At 45.6% G+C, this 17,204-nt stretch carries 20 protein-coding genes; all 20 read left to right on the top strand.

What is annotated here, in order from left to right; all coding sequences use genetic code 11:
* Positions 1–2: 2 nt before the first annotated feature.
* The 20 genes from SB658_RS08510 (at position 3) to SB658_RS08415 (ending at position 17,203) form a co-directional block, all read left to right on the top strand.
* Complete coding sequence (locus SB658_RS08510) at positions 3–1,490, top strand: phage portal protein (protein ID WP_003232695.1); 1,488 nt, start codon at positions 3–5, stop codon at positions 1,488–1,490.
* 19 nt (positions 1,491–1,509) lie between these two features.
* Positions 1,510–2,337 carry an XkdF-like putative serine protease domain-containing protein gene (locus SB658_RS08505; protein WP_003232691.1) on the top strand — a complete coding sequence of 276 codons (828 nt, stop codon included), beginning with the start codon at positions 1,510–1,512 and terminating at the stop codon, positions 2,335–2,337.
* A gap of 25 nt (positions 2,338–2,362) precedes the next feature.
* A complete protein-coding gene (locus SB658_RS08500; protein ID WP_003232690.1) occupies positions 2,363–3,298 on the top strand; it encodes a phage major capsid protein in 936 nt (311 codons plus the stop codon).
* A 21-nt stretch (positions 3,299–3,319) separates the two neighbouring features.
* Complete coding sequence (gene yqbG / locus SB658_RS08495; protein ID WP_014479552.1) at positions 3,320–3,703, top strand: protein YqbG; 384 nt, start codon at positions 3,320–3,322, stop codon at positions 3,701–3,703.
* On the top strand, positions 3,700–4,056 hold the full coding sequence (locus SB658_RS08490) for a YqbH/XkdH family protein (RefSeq protein ID WP_009967053.1): 357 nt from the start codon (positions 3,700–3,702) through the stop codon (positions 4,054–4,056). The genes yqbG and SB658_RS08490 overlap by 4 nt, the downstream gene beginning before the upstream one ends.
* Entirely contained in the window at positions 4,053–4,538 is a 486-nt protein-coding gene (locus tag SB658_RS08485; RefSeq protein ID WP_003245226.1) for an HK97 gp10 family phage protein, read from the top strand. Before SB658_RS08490 ends, SB658_RS08485 begins: the two co-directional genes overlap by 4 nt.
* 12 nt (positions 4,539–4,550) lie before the next feature.
* Positions 4,551–4,991 (top strand): phage tail terminator family protein, encoded by a 441-nt coding sequence (locus SB658_RS08480; RefSeq protein WP_029726235.1) that lies wholly within the window; start codon positions 4,551–4,553, stop codon positions 4,989–4,991.
* 3 nt (positions 4,992–4,994) lie between these two features.
* On the top strand, positions 4,995–5,213 hold the full coding sequence (locus SB658_RS08475; protein WP_003232679.1) for a YqzN/YkzM domain-containing protein: 219 nt from the start codon (positions 4,995–4,997) through the stop codon (positions 5,211–5,213).
* Entirely contained in the window at positions 5,210–6,610 is a 1,401-nt protein-coding gene (locus SB658_RS08470; RefSeq protein WP_003245369.1) for a phage tail sheath family protein, read from the top strand. The genes SB658_RS08475 and SB658_RS08470 overlap by 4 nt, the downstream gene beginning before the upstream one ends.
* A 1-nt stretch (position 6,611) precedes the next feature.
* Complete coding sequence (locus SB658_RS08465) at positions 6,612–7,055, top strand: phage tail tube protein (protein ID WP_003232677.1); 444 nt, start codon at positions 6,612–6,614, stop codon at positions 7,053–7,055.
* Between the two features lie 90 nt (positions 7,056–7,145).
* Positions 7,146–7,592 carry a phage tail assembly chaperone gene (locus tag SB658_RS08460; RefSeq protein WP_015715734.1) on the top strand — a complete coding sequence of 149 codons (447 nt, stop codon included), beginning with the start codon at positions 7,146–7,148 and terminating at the stop codon, positions 7,590–7,592.
* A 41-nt stretch (positions 7,593–7,633) separates the two neighbouring features.
* Positions 7,634–7,774, top strand: coding sequence for a hypothetical protein (locus SB658_RS08455; protein WP_072692631.1), 141 nt, complete (start codon positions 7,634–7,636; stop codon positions 7,772–7,774).
* Between the two features lie 894 nt (positions 7,775–8,668).
* Positions 8,669–12,937, top strand: coding sequence for a transglycosylase SLT domain-containing protein (locus SB658_RS08450; RefSeq protein WP_486308196.1), 4,269 nt, complete (start codon positions 8,669–8,671; stop codon positions 12,935–12,937).
* On the top strand, positions 12,930–13,589 hold the full coding sequence (locus tag SB658_RS08445; protein ID WP_049139754.1) for a LysM peptidoglycan-binding domain-containing protein: 660 nt from the start codon (positions 12,930–12,932) through the stop codon (positions 13,587–13,589). Before SB658_RS08450 ends, SB658_RS08445 begins: the two co-directional genes overlap by 8 nt.
* Before the next feature lie 15 nt (positions 13,590–13,604).
* A complete protein-coding gene (locus tag SB658_RS08440) occupies positions 13,605–14,582 on the top strand; it encodes an XkdQ/YqbQ family protein (protein WP_069703542.1) in 978 nt (325 codons plus the stop codon).
* Positions 14,582–14,848, top strand: a complete 267-nt coding sequence (locus SB658_RS08435) for a DUF2577 family protein (protein WP_069703541.1) — start codon at positions 14,582–14,584, stop codon at positions 14,846–14,848. The genes SB658_RS08440 and SB658_RS08435 overlap by 1 nt, the downstream gene beginning before the upstream one ends.
* A gap of 59 nt (positions 14,849–14,907) precedes the next feature.
* The gene (locus tag SB658_RS08430; RefSeq protein ID WP_069703540.1) at positions 14,908–15,333 is read left to right on the top strand and encodes a DUF2634 domain-containing protein; all 426 of its coding nucleotides are present in this window, start codon (positions 14,908–14,910) and stop codon (positions 15,331–15,333) included.
* On the top strand, positions 15,326–16,372 hold the full coding sequence (locus tag SB658_RS08425) for a baseplate J/gp47 family protein (protein ID WP_021479465.1): 1,047 nt from the start codon (positions 15,326–15,328) through the stop codon (positions 16,370–16,372). The genes SB658_RS08430 and SB658_RS08425 overlap by 8 nt, the downstream gene beginning before the upstream one ends.
* Complete coding sequence (locus SB658_RS08420) at positions 16,356–16,934, top strand: YmfQ family protein (RefSeq protein ID WP_015483131.1); 579 nt, start codon at positions 16,356–16,358, stop codon at positions 16,932–16,934. The genes SB658_RS08425 and SB658_RS08420 overlap by 17 nt, the downstream gene beginning before the upstream one ends.
* Positions 16,931–17,203 carry a hypothetical protein gene (locus tag SB658_RS08415; protein WP_003232665.1) on the top strand — a complete coding sequence of 91 codons (273 nt, stop codon included), beginning with the start codon at positions 16,931–16,933 and terminating at the stop codon, positions 17,201–17,203. Before SB658_RS08420 ends, SB658_RS08415 begins: the two co-directional genes overlap by 4 nt.
* Position 17,204 lies beyond the last annotated feature (1 nt).

Here is a 17,204-nt window from a genome sequence, read left to right as displayed (position 1 = left end):
TCATGCACAATCAAACAGTCAGAGCAACTGTATTTAAAGCCAATGCCGCGGCTCCTCAGACAAAGCAAATCTATGAAGATGACTTTTCTGAGCTGTACGGAGAGGACATTATCGCTCCGCCCTACAATATCATCGAGCTCAAAACCATTGCCGAATACTCGACTATTCTTCAGCAATGCATTGATGCGTACAGAGTGAATATTACAGGCTTTGGATTCGATGTTGAGTACACATTTGATGTCAACGCAAGTGATGTCGATCAGGCAAAAAAGAAAAGAGCGGAAAAAGACTGGGCCAGACTCGAAGCCTTTTATAAATGTCTTCACTTTGATGAATCAGCTGAAATGATTTTAGGCTATGCCATCGAAGACAGAGAAAAAACAGGCAACGGATTTATGGAAGTGCTTCGCGACGGGGCGGGAAAACCTGCCGGCATCGAATATTTAGATGTGAAATATATGCGTGTATGCGGAGCCGGCGAGCCTGTAGAGGTTTCATTTGTATATGAAGAAAACGGGAAAATGAAAAGGATCAAAAGGCAAAAACGCTTCCGAAAATATGTGCAGATGATCAATGGAAAGAAAGTATTTTTTAAAGAATACGGCGATCCGCGAAAAATGGATATGCGCACAGGTGAATATGTAAACACATTGGCAGAGAAGTATCAAGCAAATGAAGCCATTCACCTCAAAATCGGAAGCGGCGTATACGGTGTACCCCGCTGGATCGGCAATATTGTCAATTTATACGGGGCCCGAAAAGCAGAAGAGCTCAATTTTATGTATTTTAAGCAGGGACGTCACGTCCCCGCTGCGATTACAGTGGAAAACGGGATGCTGTCTGAAGCTTCTTACCGGGAGCTGCAGGAATACATGAATGATCTTGAAGGTGTTGAAAACGCCCATAAATTTCTCCTGATCGAAGCGGAAGGAATCGCAAAAGAAAAGGATCTCCACGGAGGCGAGGATATTACGCCGGTTTCCGTGGAAATCAAATCCTTGGCTGAAATTCTCCAAAACGACGCCTTGTTTCTTGAATACGATGAAAAAAGCAGAAATAAGCTGCGTTCAGCGTTCCGCCTCCCGCCGCTGTATACAGGCGAGGCCCAGGAATACAACCGGGCGACAGCTGATACGGCTAGAAAAATTACGGAGGAGCAGGTTTTTCAGCCGGAGCGAAAAACGCTCGTGAATAAACTGAATACGCTGCTTTTGCCGGAGCTGAATATCCATGACGTCAGGCTGACATTAAAAGGACCGGACTTTCGTGATCCGCTTGAGATTGCGAAGGTGCTCGGTCCTTTTATTACAGCAGGAGCAGTCTCGCCGAATGATTTACGCGACCTTGCCGGACGGGTGCTTGGCAAAACACTGGAGGAGTGGCCTGAGGACATTTATAAACGGCCTGCAGGACAGGATGCGGAAAAGACAAACCTGACTGCGCTCATGCAGGAGTTGAAAGAAAGCATCGAAGATATCAAAACGTCCTGAAGGGAGGTGAATCAAGCAGGTGGCGCGAGAATTAAGAAATGCCAAAATCAGCTTTGTCAGTTATGTGGACAAGGCGGCTAACCAGACAGAATTTTTCTTTACGAAGTCAGCCAAACCTCCGTCATTTGAAAAAAAGGTTCGGCTGTTTACAAAAAGTGAGCAGGATGAACAAAAGCTCGTGTACGGAATCGTGTATGAGCCTGATGTTCCTGATGCCCACGGCGATTTTATGACCGCCGAGGAAATTGAAAAAGCGGCGCACGGTTTTCTCGCGGAGGCACGGGAGATTGATATCAATCACAGCTTTGAGGGCGGAACCGGCGTCGTGGTCGAGTCCTATGTGGCGCCCGATGATTTTATGATCGGATCAAAGCGGATTACAAAGGGCTCATGGGTACTCGTGACAAGAGCGTCTGACGAGGTGTGGGAACAGATTAAGGCTGGAATTATCACCGGCTACAGCATGGCTGGCACTGCAGATGTGTATGAAGAAGAACCGGTCGAAAAAGCAGGGTTCTTCAGTGTATTCAAGCAAATGCTTGCTGACAAAACAGGGAAGGAGACTGAAGAAATGAGAAAAGAAGACATGAAAGAATCATTCGAGCATGCGCTTTACCCTCTGCTCAAACGGCTTGAGCGGATTGAAAAAAACACAGACACGGAGGAAAAGCCGGAGCAGACGGGTGATGACGAGCGTCTGAAAAAGCTCGTTGAAGACATGCTTGCCCCGCTGATCGAACGCATCGAGGCTTTGGAAAAAGCGCGAGGCGCGTCTAAGCAGACAGCGGACGATACGGGCGGCAATACAGAGCAAGTCAAAAAATCAATCTGGAGCGGACTGCTGTAAAACCAGTCAAGGAGGAGGAAATCAATTGAGAAATCAAGAGATCATTCGGAAAGCGGAAATGTCGCTTTCTGCTTTAAAAAGCGGCGGGCTTATGAACCCTGCGCAAGCATCGGCTTTTATCCGCATGGTGCAAAACACGCCGACCATTTTCAGTGAATCCCGCGTGATTCAAATGGAAAATGACTCGCAAAAATTTGAGAAAATCGGCTTCGGCCAGCGTATTCTGCGGGCTGCGCAAGAAGGAAAAGCACTGTCAAACGACGAGCTGACAGTTCCAACGACAAGCACTGTCCAGCTGAACACGAAGGAAGTCATTGCGGAAATTAACATTACGTATGACACACTTGAAAACAATATTGAAAAAGACGGCCTGCAGCAGACAATCATGCAAATTTTAGCAGAGCGCGCAGCAGTTGATATTGAAGAGCTGATCGTTAACGGTGATACAGCATCAGCTGATCCGTATCTGGCACAGCTGGACGGCATCCGTAAACAGGCGGTTTCCCATATCGTTGACATGAACGGTGAAGAACTGTCCAGAGCGACATTCAAGAAAGGCTTAAAGGCAGTTCCGCCAAAATATTTGCGCATCCCTCAGGAATTCAGATTCTATACGTCTCACGGCTTAGAAGTTGAATGGAAGGACCGCGTGGCAGACCGCCAGACAAACCTTGGGGACCAGGCTGTTCAGGGCGGCTTGTCAACAGCATTCGGCGTACCGGTCAAAGGAGTATCCAATATTCAGCCGTACACAGTCGGTGAGGGAGACGCGCAATATGACGCTTCTGATATCATTCTCACACATCCGAAAAATATCATTCTCGGCTTCTCCCGCAATATCCGAATTGAAGTCGACAAAGACATCCGCTCCCGTAAATTCATTATTGTCTTAACGGCCAAGCTGGACAGCAAGTTCGAGGAAGAGGATGCCTGCGCAAAATTAATTAACGTAAAAGAATAATAGAAACGAGGTGGTCAGCTCATGCTCATTGAACCGACTGACGTAGCCTCCTATTCGGTCTATGATCGGGTGAAAAACAGGCCGGAAGAGCTGCTGGCGCAGGATATCATCGAGGCGGAAGCAGAAGCGGCTCTCATCACGGGCCACCGCTTTGAAGACAGCTTGTATGATCCGCTGCCCGGCAAGGTGAAGTTGGCTTTAGTAAAGCTTGCCCAGTATTTTGCGCTTGTCAACAGCGATGAATCTGCCTCATCAAGCTATCAGTCTGAGAAAATGGGGGATTATTCCTACACGGTTTCCGGAGAAGGCGGCATTCAGCGGCCAGAGGTATATCATTTGCTCGAGGAGTTTATCACGCCGGGCTACGCCCCTGAATCCTCCAGACTGAAGGTGAGGTCTTTATGAGCTACAGGCAGATGCTCATTCATCGCTGCGACATTTATCATGAAGCAGCGCAAGCGCCGTCTGCAGGCCGATTTGGGATTCCGGCAGACAGGCTGCAGCCGGTGATTTCATATCCGGATACACCCGATGAACAAGATGTCCCTTGTTATTTTACCGAAAAAACACAGCAGCTGATTCAGGAGGAGCCGGATCAAACTGTATATCATAGCTTTCTCGTCCATTTTCCGTTGTCAGCGGACATCCGCGTGAACGATAAAATCATTTGGGAGAATCATAAATATATACTAAAGCTGCCGAAAAGGATCAGACATCATCATTGGGAGGTCGTCGCAGTCAGGGATGAAAGCCTATGAAAATAGCGGGATTGAAACAGCTGAACACGGCATTAAAAGAAGCGGCTTCAGGCGGTTTTTCCAGACAGGCGTCCCGGTGGCTTGAGGAGTGCGGGCAAGATTTTCTGGAGATCGTCCAATCTGAACTCATCAGCACACAAACGATTGATACAGAAAAACTGCTCAGTTCCTTTGAGAAAGGCGCAGAGGACAATCTCTGGATTGTGCAAAGCGGCGGGCTTTCGCTTGAGGTGGGGACACAGCTTGATTACGCCTCATTTCTTAATGACGGCCATTGGACGTCAAAACAAGATGTGAGATGGGTGCCGGGGCGTTTTCAAGGCTCACGGTTTATTTATGATCCAGCGGCTTCAACGGGAATGGCGCTCAAGAGAAAATGGATACCGGGAACGGGCTACTGGGATCATGCACTGCTTTTATATGAACAGCTGTTTGAAAAATCGTTGGAAAGCAAACTGCGCCAGTGGCTGAAGAAGCTGTAAAGGAGGAGCAGGATGAACAGTGAAACAGGATCGATCATGGCGTTTTTGTACAGCCGGTGGTCTGTTCCCATTTATGAACGCGAGCTTCCTGATCACTTTCAGGTGCCGTCGTTATATGTCCCGCCACCATCTGTTTTCGAGGAAACAGATACGGTCTCCACATTTAAAAAAACCTACAGTCTCAATGTAAAACTGTTTCATCTGGACTCCGTTCAGGCGCTGGATGAAGCGGACAGACTCGCGGATGCCATCAGAGAAGCGAGAAATATGATTCCGCTGCTGAGTGAATCCGGCGAGAAGACGGGGGATACGGTTCGCATCTCCCAAATCGAGACAAGGGTAGGAGACAGGGGCGAGGCGGCCATGGTGATCAGGTGGAGCAGCCGATATTATTATCACAAAACAGAACAGCCTGTCTTACAGGATATCGACATGAACAGCGGGGTGAAATAAACGGTGTCAAAGGACAAACAACAGAAGAAGGCTGTACATACAAAGAGCCGGGAAGCTCTATTTGATACAGCGGATTTGATTAAGCACGCGAAGGAACTGTTCGGCGTTAAGCCGGATATTCTTCAGGGGGCTTTATTTGGCGTGGATCAACCACGTATGACGAAATCAGAAGCCAACCAATTGATTCAAACATTTCTAACCAAGGAGGTCATGTCATCATGAATGGCGGAACATTTACAACAGGCAAAGAAAAAGAACGTGCAGGTATTTATTTTAACTTTAAAACGACGGCACAGGAGCGGGTATCACTCAGTGAACGGGGAACAGTCGCACTTCCGGTCGCATCAAGCTGGGGCGAAGCGAAAACGTTCGTCTCCATTTCCAGCGTTGAAGACCTAAACAAAAAAGTGGGCCTCAGCATTGATGACCCGTCTTTATTGCTGCTGCGTGAAGCGAAGAAAAATGCGAAAACGGTATTGATGTACCGTCTAACCGAAGGTGTCCGAGCGTCTGCTGATATTGCTGAAGGCGTCAAAGCAACTGCAGTATATGGCGGAACAAAAGGAAATGACATTATCATCCGCATCAATCAAAATGTGCTGGATGCTAATTCTTTCGATGTGACAACATATATGGACGAATCAGAGGTTGATAAACAGACTGTCAAAAAGGCTGAAGAATTAACAGCTAACGGCTATGTCACTTTTACCGGAACAGGCGATCTTTCTTCAACGATTCCTCTCACTGGATCAGAAGGAGACACTGCAGCTGAGACGCTGAATGCATCCGCGGGAATCCGTTTATCTGGCGGTACGGATAAAGCCCCTGTCAACTCCGACTATACAGATTTCTTAGCCGCGGCTGAAACGGAGAGCTTTGATGTGATTGCGCTGCCTGTTGCAGAAGGTGACCAGTTGAAAGCGACGTTTGCTGCTTTCATTAAACGCCTGCGCGACGGCCAAGGACAAAAAGTGCAAGGCGTCACAGCCAATTATGCCGGTGATTATGAAGGCATCATCAACGTAACAGAGGGTGTGCTGCTTGAAGATGGCACGGAAGTTACACCCGACAAAGCAACAGCTTGGGTAGCTGGAGCGAGTGCAGGAGCAACCTTTAACCAATCACTTACATTTGTAGAGTACGAAGGCGCAGTTGATGTGTTACACCGCCTTGACCACGATACGATTGTTGAACGTCTGGGTAAAGGTGAATTTTTATTCACATTCGACGCCCGTGATAAATCCGTCAGCGTAGAAAAGGACATTAACTCACTCGTGACGTTCACAGCTGAGAAAAACAAGAAATTTGCGAAGAACAAAATCGTTCGTGTCCTGGATGCTGTGAATAATGATTTAACACGCGAGCTGAAAGCCTTAATTAAATCAAGAAAAGGCAGCGGAAGCGATATCCCGGCATCTGAAGACGGACTGCAGTATGTAAAAACGATGATCACACAATACATGACAACGCTTCAGGACGCAGGCGGCATCACTGGCTTTGATTCCGATGAAGATATCACAATTTCAATGAATGAAGATCGTGACGGCTTCTTGATTGACCTGGCTGTACAGCCTGTCGACGCAGCAGAAAAATTCTACTTTAATGTGGAGGTAAACTAATATGGCATTAAAAGCACAAAACACAATCTCAGGAAAAGAAGGCCGCTTATTTCTCGATGGTGAGGAAATGGCGCACATCAAAACATTTGAAGCAAACGTTGAGAAAAACAAATCCGAAGTCAACATTATGGGCCGCCGCATGACAGGCCATAAAACAACAGGGGCAAATGGAACAGGGACCGCAACGTTCTACAAAGTCACATCAAAATTCGTGCTATTGATGATGGACTATGTCAAAAAAGGCAGCGACCCTTATTTCACGCTCCAAGCTGTGCTGGATGATCAATCCTCAGGCCGGGGCACAGAGCGAGTTACGCTGTACGACGTCAACTTTGACTCTGCCAAAATCGCAAGCCTTGATGTCGATTCAGAAGCGTTAGAGGAAGAAGTTCCATTTACATTCGAAGACTTCGACGTCCCTGAAAAGCTATCTGACACGTTTTAATCAAAGCTGAATCAGCCCATACGTAGACCTTTCTCAGAAAGGTCTGTTTTTTAAAGATGAAACCAAACAATAGACAAGGGAGTTTTTTACATGAGCGAGAAGAACGAAAACGTATATGATCTTTCCTTTTTTATGCCGGGAAAAACAATTGAAGCTGAGGAAATCAAAGTGCCGATCTCAAAGCGTTTTGTTGATAAAAAAGGGAACATCGTGCCATTTATTTTTAAAGCGATCACGACGGAGCGCATTGATGAATTGGAGAAAGAAACAACAACGTATAAAAATGTCAAAGGCAGAGGCCGTGTAAAAGATTTAGACAGCCAACGCTTTTATGCCCGAATCGCAGTTGAATCAACCGTTTATCCGGACTTCCGTTCAAAAGAGCTTCGAGAAGCTTACAAAACGGCTGACCCGGTAGAAGTTGCGAAACGCGTGCTCTCAGTTGGAGGCGAGTATGCGAACTGGTTAAACAAAGCGATTGAGATTAATGGATTTGAAGATGAATTAGAGGATCTGGAAGAAGAAGCAAAAAACTAATCAAGGATGGGCATAAAGAAGCCGTGTATCTCTACTATGCGATGCACGAGCTTCATTATTCTCCATCAGATTTATTAGAACTGTATGAAGCGCCTAGAAACTTCAAGGCGCTGTTGTATGGACTGATTGGATATAAGCTCGATCTCCTTGAAAAACAAGCAAAGAAAGGAGGGGCATCGTAATTGGCAAAGCTGACAGCAAGGTTTGAAATGGAAGACCGTGTAAGTAAAAAGTTAAGAAAGATTCAGAATGGGTTTAGAGCACTTGAAAAATATAGAAAAATGGTGCAGCGAAAAAGCGCTATTGATGTACGAAAAGAAAGCAAAACTGTATTAAGGACAATTGATCGCATACAAAAATCATTAAAGAAAAAGCTTGGCGCCCAAATGATCTCCATTTCAACTGAGGATAAAGCCAGCAGTGTCATTCAGCAGGTTAATGTTCAATTGCAGGGATTGCCGTCATCTGTATCTATTAAAATAGATGCTAGTGACCAAGCAACCGAAAAGTTTGAACGATTAAGAGAGCTCGTGGCAGGTTTTAAAGGCTTTACGATTATGCTGAGTGCAGAAGATCAAGTGTTGCCGGCTGTGCAAAAAATACAGCGCTATATGGAAACTGCACTTAAAAATGGTTACTCTGTTACGATACGCGTGATTGATCACGTCATGAAAACAGTCGGTCGTATTTCTGCTGGTATTAATGCCTTAACAGGAAAAGACAACAAACTTGAGCTCGCTATTAATGACAAGGTGTCAAATAAGCTGGATTCATTGCAGAAAAGAATTGACAGCATGGGAAGTTCAGGTCCCTCCGAAAAAGGAGCGCCTTCAGCAGGAGGTACAGGAGATATTGCGAGCATGTTTGATCCAGAAACGATTTTGACAGCACTGGACAAATTTGCTGCTTCATTCATGGAAAAGGTGGATGAAATCGCTACAAAGTTCAGCCCGGAAACAATCTTAACAGAGCTGGATAAATTTACGACATCGTTCATGAATAAGGTGGATGAAGTCGCCACAAAGTTTAGTCCAGAGACAATTTTGTCGCAGCTGGATAAATTCACAACATCGTTCATGAATAAAGTGGACGCAATTGCAACGAAGTTCAGTCCAGAAACGATTCTGGCACAGCTGGATAAGTTTACAACATCGTTCATGAGTAAAGTGGACGCAATTGCGACAAAGTTCAGTCCAGAGACAATTTTGTCGCAGCTGGATAAGTTCACAACATCGTTCATGAATAAAGTGGACGCAATTGCAACGAAGTTCAGTCCAGAAACGATTCTGGCACAGTTGGATAAGTTTACAACATCGTTCATGAGTAAAGTGGACGGAATTGCGACGAAATTCAGTCCAGAAACGATTTTGTCGCAGCTGGATAAATTCACAACATCGTTCATGAATAAAGTGGACGCAATTGCAACGAAGTTCAGTCCAGAAACGATTCTGGCACAGTTGGATAAGTTTACAACATCGTTCATGAGTAAAGTGGACGGAATTGCGACGAAATTCAGTCCAGAAACGATTTTGTCGCAGCTGGATAAATTCACAACATCGTTCATGAATAAAGTGGACGCAATTGCAACGAAGTTCAGTCCAGAAACGATTCTGTCACAGCTGGATAAATTCACAACATCGTTTATGAGTAAAGTGGATGCAATCGCAAGTAAATTCAGTCCAGAAACGATTTTTAAGCAGCTTGACAAGTTTACAGATTCCTTTATGAAAAAAGTGGATGATATCGCAAGTAAATTCAGTCCAGAAGCGATTTTTAAGCAGCTTGACAAGTTTACAGATTCCTTTATGAAAAAAGTGGATGATATCGCAAGCAAATTCAGTCCAGAAGCGATTTTTAAGCAGCTTGATAAGTTTACAGATTCCTTCATGAAAAAAGTGGATGATATCGTAAGTAAATTCAGCCCGGAAACAATCTTTAATGAGCTTGACAAGTTTACAGATTCCTTCATGAAAAAAGTGGACGATGTCGTAAGTAAATTCAGCCCGGAAACCATTTTTAACGAGCTTGACAAGTTTACAGATTCCTTTATGAAAAAAGTAGATGATGTCGCCAGCAAATTCAGTCCAGACGCCATTATTACTAAAGCGGAAGACTTTGTAACAAATATTGTTGACAAAATTTCAGAGAAATTTAATTTCCTGAATCCGGATAAAATCGCTAATAAAGCAGAAAAGTTTGTTGATAACATTGTTTCAAAAATCGCCAAGAAATTCGAGAAATTCAGCCCTGATAAAATTATTGAAAAAGTGGGAGAGTTTTTTGAAAAAATTATAAAAGGCATTGCTGAGAAGCTGGGGAATCTGGATATTGGCGGGTTGCTTGGCGGCAAATCCAGCGGAAGCAAAGGCAAACAAAAAGCTTCAAAAGCCAATACAAAGAACTCAACTTCTAACAATTCAAACCGCACTAAAAAACCTTCTATGAACCAAAAATCTTCAGGTTCAAAATCGAAAAAGTCAGGCGGCAAATGGGGCGGGGCTTGTGGTTGCTGCTGTGCCGGAATCAGTACAGGCAAAAGCAAAAAAGTCAAAAATAGAAACGGTTCATCAACAAAAGGGAATAAAACAAATCCTGTGAATACACCTAAATCTGCTAAAGGAGCATCAGGCAAAGGTTTTTCAGGCCTTCTGAAAACATTGGGTGAATCAAAAGGCTTAAAAGGCGGACTGAAGGGCTTAAAAGGAGCGGCAAAAGGAATACCAGGATTAGGCGAAATACTGTCCCTTACTGACTTAGCCGGTATCAATAAGGATAATGCTGGTGAAAAAGTAGGTTCAGCCGGCGGAGGTTTAGCAGGAGCCGCTGCAGGAGCGGCTATTGGAAGCGTTGTGCCGGGAGTCGGGACCGCTATTGGCGGTGTTGTAGGAGGAATTGCCGGTACTTTCGGCGGTGAAAGTTTAGGCAAGGCAATTGATGCTGGCGCTCTAGAAGATACATGGAACAGCATTACAGAGGGTGCGCAAAATGCCTGGTCAGCCATTCAGGATACTTGGGGAACTGTATCAACATGGTTTATGGACAATGTCTGGACGCCAGTATCAACTGCAGTTGTGGGTGTAGCAACAAGCATATGGTCCAACATCGTAAATGCATGGACAACGATTCAAACGATATTCAGCACGGTGGCAACATGGTTTATGGACAATGTCTGGACGCCGGTTTCATCAGCAGTTGTGGGTGTAGCAACAGCAATATGGTCTAAAATCGTAAATGCATGGACGACGATTAAAAATGTGTTCAGTACAGTTGCTTCATGGTTTATGAGTAATGTGTGGGGGCCAGTCAAATCTGCTGTAATAGGAGCGGCAACTACAATCTGGGATAAAATGACCGGTGCTTGGAATAAGATTAAGAGTGTTTTCAGTACGGTATCGGGATGGTTCATGGATACAGTTTGGAACCCGGTCAAAAATACAGTCTCAGATGTAGGCAAGGGAATCTCAGATGCTTTCAAAAAAGCGATAGACACCGTTAAGAACATTTGGAAAGGCCTGAGCGGCTGGTTTAAAAAGAATATTCAAGAACCTCTTACAAAGGTGGGAGAAGCGATTTCAGATGCTTTTTCTAAAGCGTTCGGCTGGGTGAAGCAAATCTGGGATAAAGCTGGCGGCGTAGCTAGTAAAGTAATTAATTTTGTAACCGGCGGCGGTGATCCGAATAAAGGTAAGGATCCGGATAAAAATGCCACAGGCGGCTACATCACCAAACCAACCATCTCGTGGATCGGTGAAGCCGGCAAGGAATTCGTTATCCCGGTTGATAACAACCGAGGCCGGGGGAAGATGCTTCTTTCACAAGCGGCGTCTAAGCTGGGTATGCAAGTTGTAGACGACATGGGAGCAGCTTCGTCTTCTGGCGGAAGTCCAGCATCTGTTTCAGGAGGAGCAGCTGTCAGTCCTCTATCAGGCTCAGCCTCCCCAGCAATGAACACTGCAAATCTTACAGGCCAAGCGTCCACACTCGGACAGCAATTTTCAGAAGGCTTTGGTAAAGGCATCAGCGATCAGCCGGTCAAAATGGAAGACTGGAAAAAGAAAAACATCAATACGCCATTTACACAAATGATTTCTGCTTCACCAAATTACGGTAAACAAATGGTAAGCGGGTATGCCAAGGGCCAAAACGGTACAGCAACCGGAACGGACGGCTTTTTGCAATCAAAAGTTAAAACGCCGTATCAAGCCACTGTGAACAAATCGTCTTCATGGGGCACAGGAACGGTCAAAGGCTTTGCGCAAGGACAAAACTCAACCCAAACAGGGACTGCACAGTATGTGAGTACACATGTTGACAAACCGTTCCTGCGTTCAAAAGACACATCGAACAGCTGGGGCTCCGGTTTGATCGGAAACTTTGTGACAGGCATGAATTCTAAATCCAGTGAAGTAAAACAAGCAGCAAAGGATATGGCCAAGAGAGTGGAGCAGGCTTTCCGTGAGGAGCTAGATATTCATTCACCTTCCCGTGTCATGATGAGCTTGGGGCGTTTTGCTTCAATTGGTGTTGTCAAAGGCCTTGGCTCAGTAGATGTAAAGAAATTTGCTGAAAAACAAGCCGGATCACTGGCGGCTGCCTATTCCGGAATGGGAGCCATGGGCGGGAACGTAAAACAATGGATTATGGCTGCTCTCATGGCCACCAAGACACCGATGAGCTGGCTACCGGGACTCATGACGATTGCGCAGCATGAATCCGGAGGCAATCCGAATGCAATTAACTTGTGGGACAGCAACGCAAAAGCGGGGCATCCGTCACAAGGGCTGATGCAGACGATCCCAAGCACCTTTAATGACCATAAAGCACCGGGTATGGGTAACATTAAAAACCCGATTCACAACGCAGCTGCTGCGATCGGCTACATTAAAAGCAGATATGGATCAATCAACAATGTGCCGGGTATTAAAAGCCTGAATCATGGCGGACCGTATGTCGGTTACGCAAACGGCGGGCTGATTACAAAAGAACAAATCGCCCGTGTCGGTGAAGGAAACAAGCGGGAATGGATCATCCCAGAGGAACGGGGCATCCGAGGCCGCTACCTCCTTCAGAGAGCTGCGCAAGCTCTTGGTATGGAAGTGACAGATCCGTCTCAATCCCAGCAGACTGAGCTTTCTTCAGGACAAGTTTCAGCAGTTACATCCGGTACACGGCAAACGATACAAACAGCCGGAACGAAAGAAATAAAGATTGAGTTTAACGGCGATCAGCATTTCCATAATGGACAGGATGCTGATGGCCTGGTTGCGAAAATCAAGCAGGCATTACTTGATGAATTACAAAAAGACATTAACACCAGTACAAAGGGGGTCGTGGCTTTTGACTAAGTCTATCTATGAATTTTGGATATCACAGGGGAAAGAAAAGCTGCGATTCCCTGTTCTTCCTGAAGCGATTGATATAGCGAATAGTGTACAAAATGACTCAGTAAAGATAACGGGATTGGGTGAACTAACGTTTATTGAAGAACCCGGAGCAAAAGAAATTTCATTTTCTTCTTTTTTTCCAAAAAAGTATACGCCGATAGCTGAATATCAAAATCTCCCGTCTCCGGAAAATGCCATTGCGAAAATTGAAAAATGGATGAAGGCAAAAAAGCCTGTTCAATTTTTAATTACGGGAACAAAAATCAATATGACATGCAGTATTGAAAGCCTTAAATATAGTGAGGGAGATAATGAAATAGGAGATCGGGATTTTGATATTGTATTAAAAGAATACAAAACCGCTTCCCCGCGGAAAATCAAGCAGAAGAAAAAAACAAAGGCAAAACGTCCGTCGAAGGCTGCGCCGAAGACGTACACAGTGAAAAAGGGAGACACGCTATGGGACATTGCAGGCAGATTTTACGGGAACAGCACTCAATGGCGCAAAATTTGGAACACCAATAAAACAGCAATGATCAAACGAAGCAAACGGAACATCAGGCAGCCGGGCCACTGGATTTTTCCCGGCCAAAAATTAAAGATACCGCAATGAAACAGGTGATGTATGATGATAGAACTGTTCGTCATTAAAGACACAGAGTGGCTTGAGCTGGTTGCAGAAAGCGTATCGCTTGAAGGCCATCGTTATCAGGCGCCGCGTTCTATTGAAGCGACCATCGTCACCAAGCAGGGCGACCAGACGTATTACAGTGTCTCAGAAGGAGATACGGTTTTGTTTAAGTGGAAGGGAAAAGAGCTGTTTCGGGGCATTGTTTTTGCAAGAACCCCGGACGAGCATACGCTTGCCTTCAGCGCCTATGACATGCTTCAGTACCTGGTCAAAAACCAGGATATGTACGTGTTTTCCAATCAGCGGGCCGACCAGATCATCAGAAGGATTGCTAGTGACTTCCAGATACCGACAACCTCGATCGCAAACACAGGCCATACGATCAAAAGTCTTGTCATTAAAAATGATACGACATTGTATGACATCATATTAAAAGCGCTGAAACAGACGAAAAGCCAGACAGGACGACATTACCAGCTGTATTCGGAAAAAGGAAAGCTCGGTCTGCGCGCTTGGCCAGATCCGTCAGAGGTATGGGTGCTTGAAACGGGCGTCAATATCACGGGCTACCAATACAGCACTTCTATAAACGACACTGCTACTCGGGTGGTGCTTCGCCGGCAGAAGGACAATAAGACATATAAAGCCTCTGCCAAGGACAGATCAGGCTTAAATAAATACGGTGTGCTTCAATATACGGAAACGGTCACGGATGACATCAACCAGGCACAGCTTCAGCAGCGGGCAGATGTAAGCCTTGCTGAAAAAAAGGGCGTGAAAAAAGAACTGAAAAATATTCAGGCAGTGGGCATCCCGGAAGTGCAGAGCGGCTTGCCCGTCTATATTTCGATTCCAGAGGCCGGCATCAAGAAAACCTATTGGGTAGATACGGACCGGCATGAATTTAAAGGAACGAAACATACGATGACGATCGATGTTGTTGAAAAGAATACGATGCCGGAAGGAGTATCCTGATGAGATTAAGTGAGGCTATAAAACATTTGGCAGTCGGCGCAATTGACGCTGAGTCTCCGGTAGAACTGCTCCCGGCTGAAGTCGTTTCGGTTTCTCCTGTGGAAATCAAATTAAAAGAAAACAGCAAACTGATCATACCGGCTGACGCCATCATTATCCCAAAACGGATGCAGTCCGGAGGAGACGATGCACTCGAGCCGGGGGATCGCCTCATGACCGCGGCTCTGACTGGCGGGCAATCGTTTTTTATTTTAGATAAGGTATAGACAAAACCGCTTCAGTACGAAGGGGTTTTTATATTTAGCATGTAAAAGGAGTGGGCATCATGGCCCTGACACCAGAAGTAGAGTTTGAGGATTTTGAAGATGAGAGCGAAGTCATTGAAACCTCGCAAACGTATAAAATAGATTTTGAAAACGGAAGAATTACGAATGAGCTGATTACCGGGCTTGAAGCGATCAGGCAGTTCGTGTATATCGCCTTACAGACAGAACGCTATGCATATTCCATATACAGCCATAATGTCGGAAACGAGCTTCAGGACGTGCTGACAGATCATGAGACGACTGATGCGTATAAAAAGATGGAGATTCCGAGACTGATAGAAGAGGCGCTGGTTTATGATGACCGGATATCGGCTGTAACAGACTTTGAGATAGAAAAACAAGGCGATGCGTTTCATGTGTCTTTTGTGGTGGAGACGGATGAAGGGACGCTTGAGATTGAGGAGGTGATTGGCGAACATGTTTGAAGATCAGACCTTTGAAAATATTATGGAGCGAATGCTGAACAGCATTTCCGCAGATATTGACACAAGAGAAGGCAGCGTCATTTATAATGCGTTAGCCCCGGCGGCGGCCGAGCTTGCGAAGTCTTATATATGGCTGGATACTGTGCTTGAGCTAGTTTTTTCTGATACCGCACAAGGCGAATTTTTAGACAGGCGTGCAGCGGAAGCGGGAATTGAACGGACAGCCGCGACAAAGGCGGTCAGAGCGGGAGAGTTTACATCTGGAGTTACTATTCCTGTCGGCTCCCGCTTTTACGTGGATAATCTTTATTTTCAATATACGGCAGACGGGACGCTCATCTGTGAAACACCTGGTGAAGCGGGAAACGCCAATCTGACCGGACGCAATTTACTGTCATTGGATACCATTCCCGGTTTAGAAACGGCCATTGTCAAAGAAATCCTGATTCCGGGGCGCGAGGAAGAGGGAGATGACAGCTTGCGAGAACGGTATTTTACAAGGGTTCGGCGTGAGGCCGTCAGTGCCAATAAAATGCATTATAAAGAGTGGGCTGAGGAAGTGGACGGTGTGGGAAAGGCAAAGATCTTCCCGCTTTGGAACGGTGAAGGCACTGTCAAAATTGTCGTCACCAATGCGAATCTTGAGCCCGCTTCTCATATTTTAATTCAAAAAGTGAAAGATTATATCGACCCTGAACCAGGACAGGGAGAGGGACAGGCGCCAATCGGAGCCGTTGTCACAGTGGAGAGCGCGGTCTGGAAAGAAGTTGAGATTTCTGCCGAAGTGCTGCCTGAGATCAATCACTCAATTGATGAAGTGAAGTCAGAAATTGAGGAAGGCGTTTTAAATCTCTTTAAGAAAATGGCTTTTGAAGATAACGTCATCCGCCTTTCTCAAATTAACAATATCGTCTATAATTCACCATCAGTCAGTGACTACTCCAATATTCAAATCAACGGCACGTCTGAAAATCTGGTGCTGAGCGACGTGGAAATTCCTAAGCTTGGGCAGGTGAAGATCATTGAGCAAACAAGATGACATGACAGCGTATCTGCCGCCGTTTCTTACCAGCCTTAAAGAAATGGCTGAGCTGCTGAAAGCGGAAGCGCCTGAGTTTGATAAACAAAATGACAGCATATTTGATCTGACGGATCAGTTATTTGTACCGACGGCGACATGGGGGCTCAGCCGCTGGGAAAAGATTTTAAACGTACCGCGGGAATCAGGTGACACTGATGAGATCAGACGATTGAGGCTCATTTCCAAAATGTCGAACATCCCGCCAATCACATACAGGGCCATTGAGCAGGCGGTAAACCGTTTCTTGAAAAACCCGTCTGCACAGGTCCGCCTGCTTCCCGGCGAATACCGATTTAACGTCGATATCAATGTTGATGACCTCCAGCACATGAATGAGCTGATCGAAGCGATAGAAAACATGAAACCCGCTCATTTGGCGTATACGCTCAGAGGCGGATTGAATGAGACGCTGCAAATCAAAGATACAGTCATCCTGAATCACCGCAGATACCGAACAGCCAGTGAGCTCAAGGTCGGTTATTCTGTCACTCTTAACAACAATGAGGTGGTTTTAACTTGATTTCAACCATATACAGAGAACGCACAGCAGCTGATCTAAAAAGCAGAATCGATCACGTGCTGCTCAACGGCCAAAAAACAGAAATAGTAGAGCTTGCCATTGACGGTGCGACCGTCACCGTTCTGACAAAACGTGAGGAAGACATCAAGCATATCGAAACGGTACAAATTTTTGACGAGCTGGGCAACGTCATTACAGAGAGAAAGACTGACCTGGACGTTAGCGAAAACAGAACACTCGATTTCAGATTTACTTTTGAGGTGGTGTAAA

This window comes from Bacillus sp. SIMBA_008, from assembly GCF_046535495.1.
GTDB classification, from domain to species: Bacteria; Bacillota; Bacilli; order Bacillales; family Bacillaceae; genus Bacillus; species Bacillus subtilis.
This window is presented reverse-complemented; position numbering and strand designations above follow the sequence as displayed.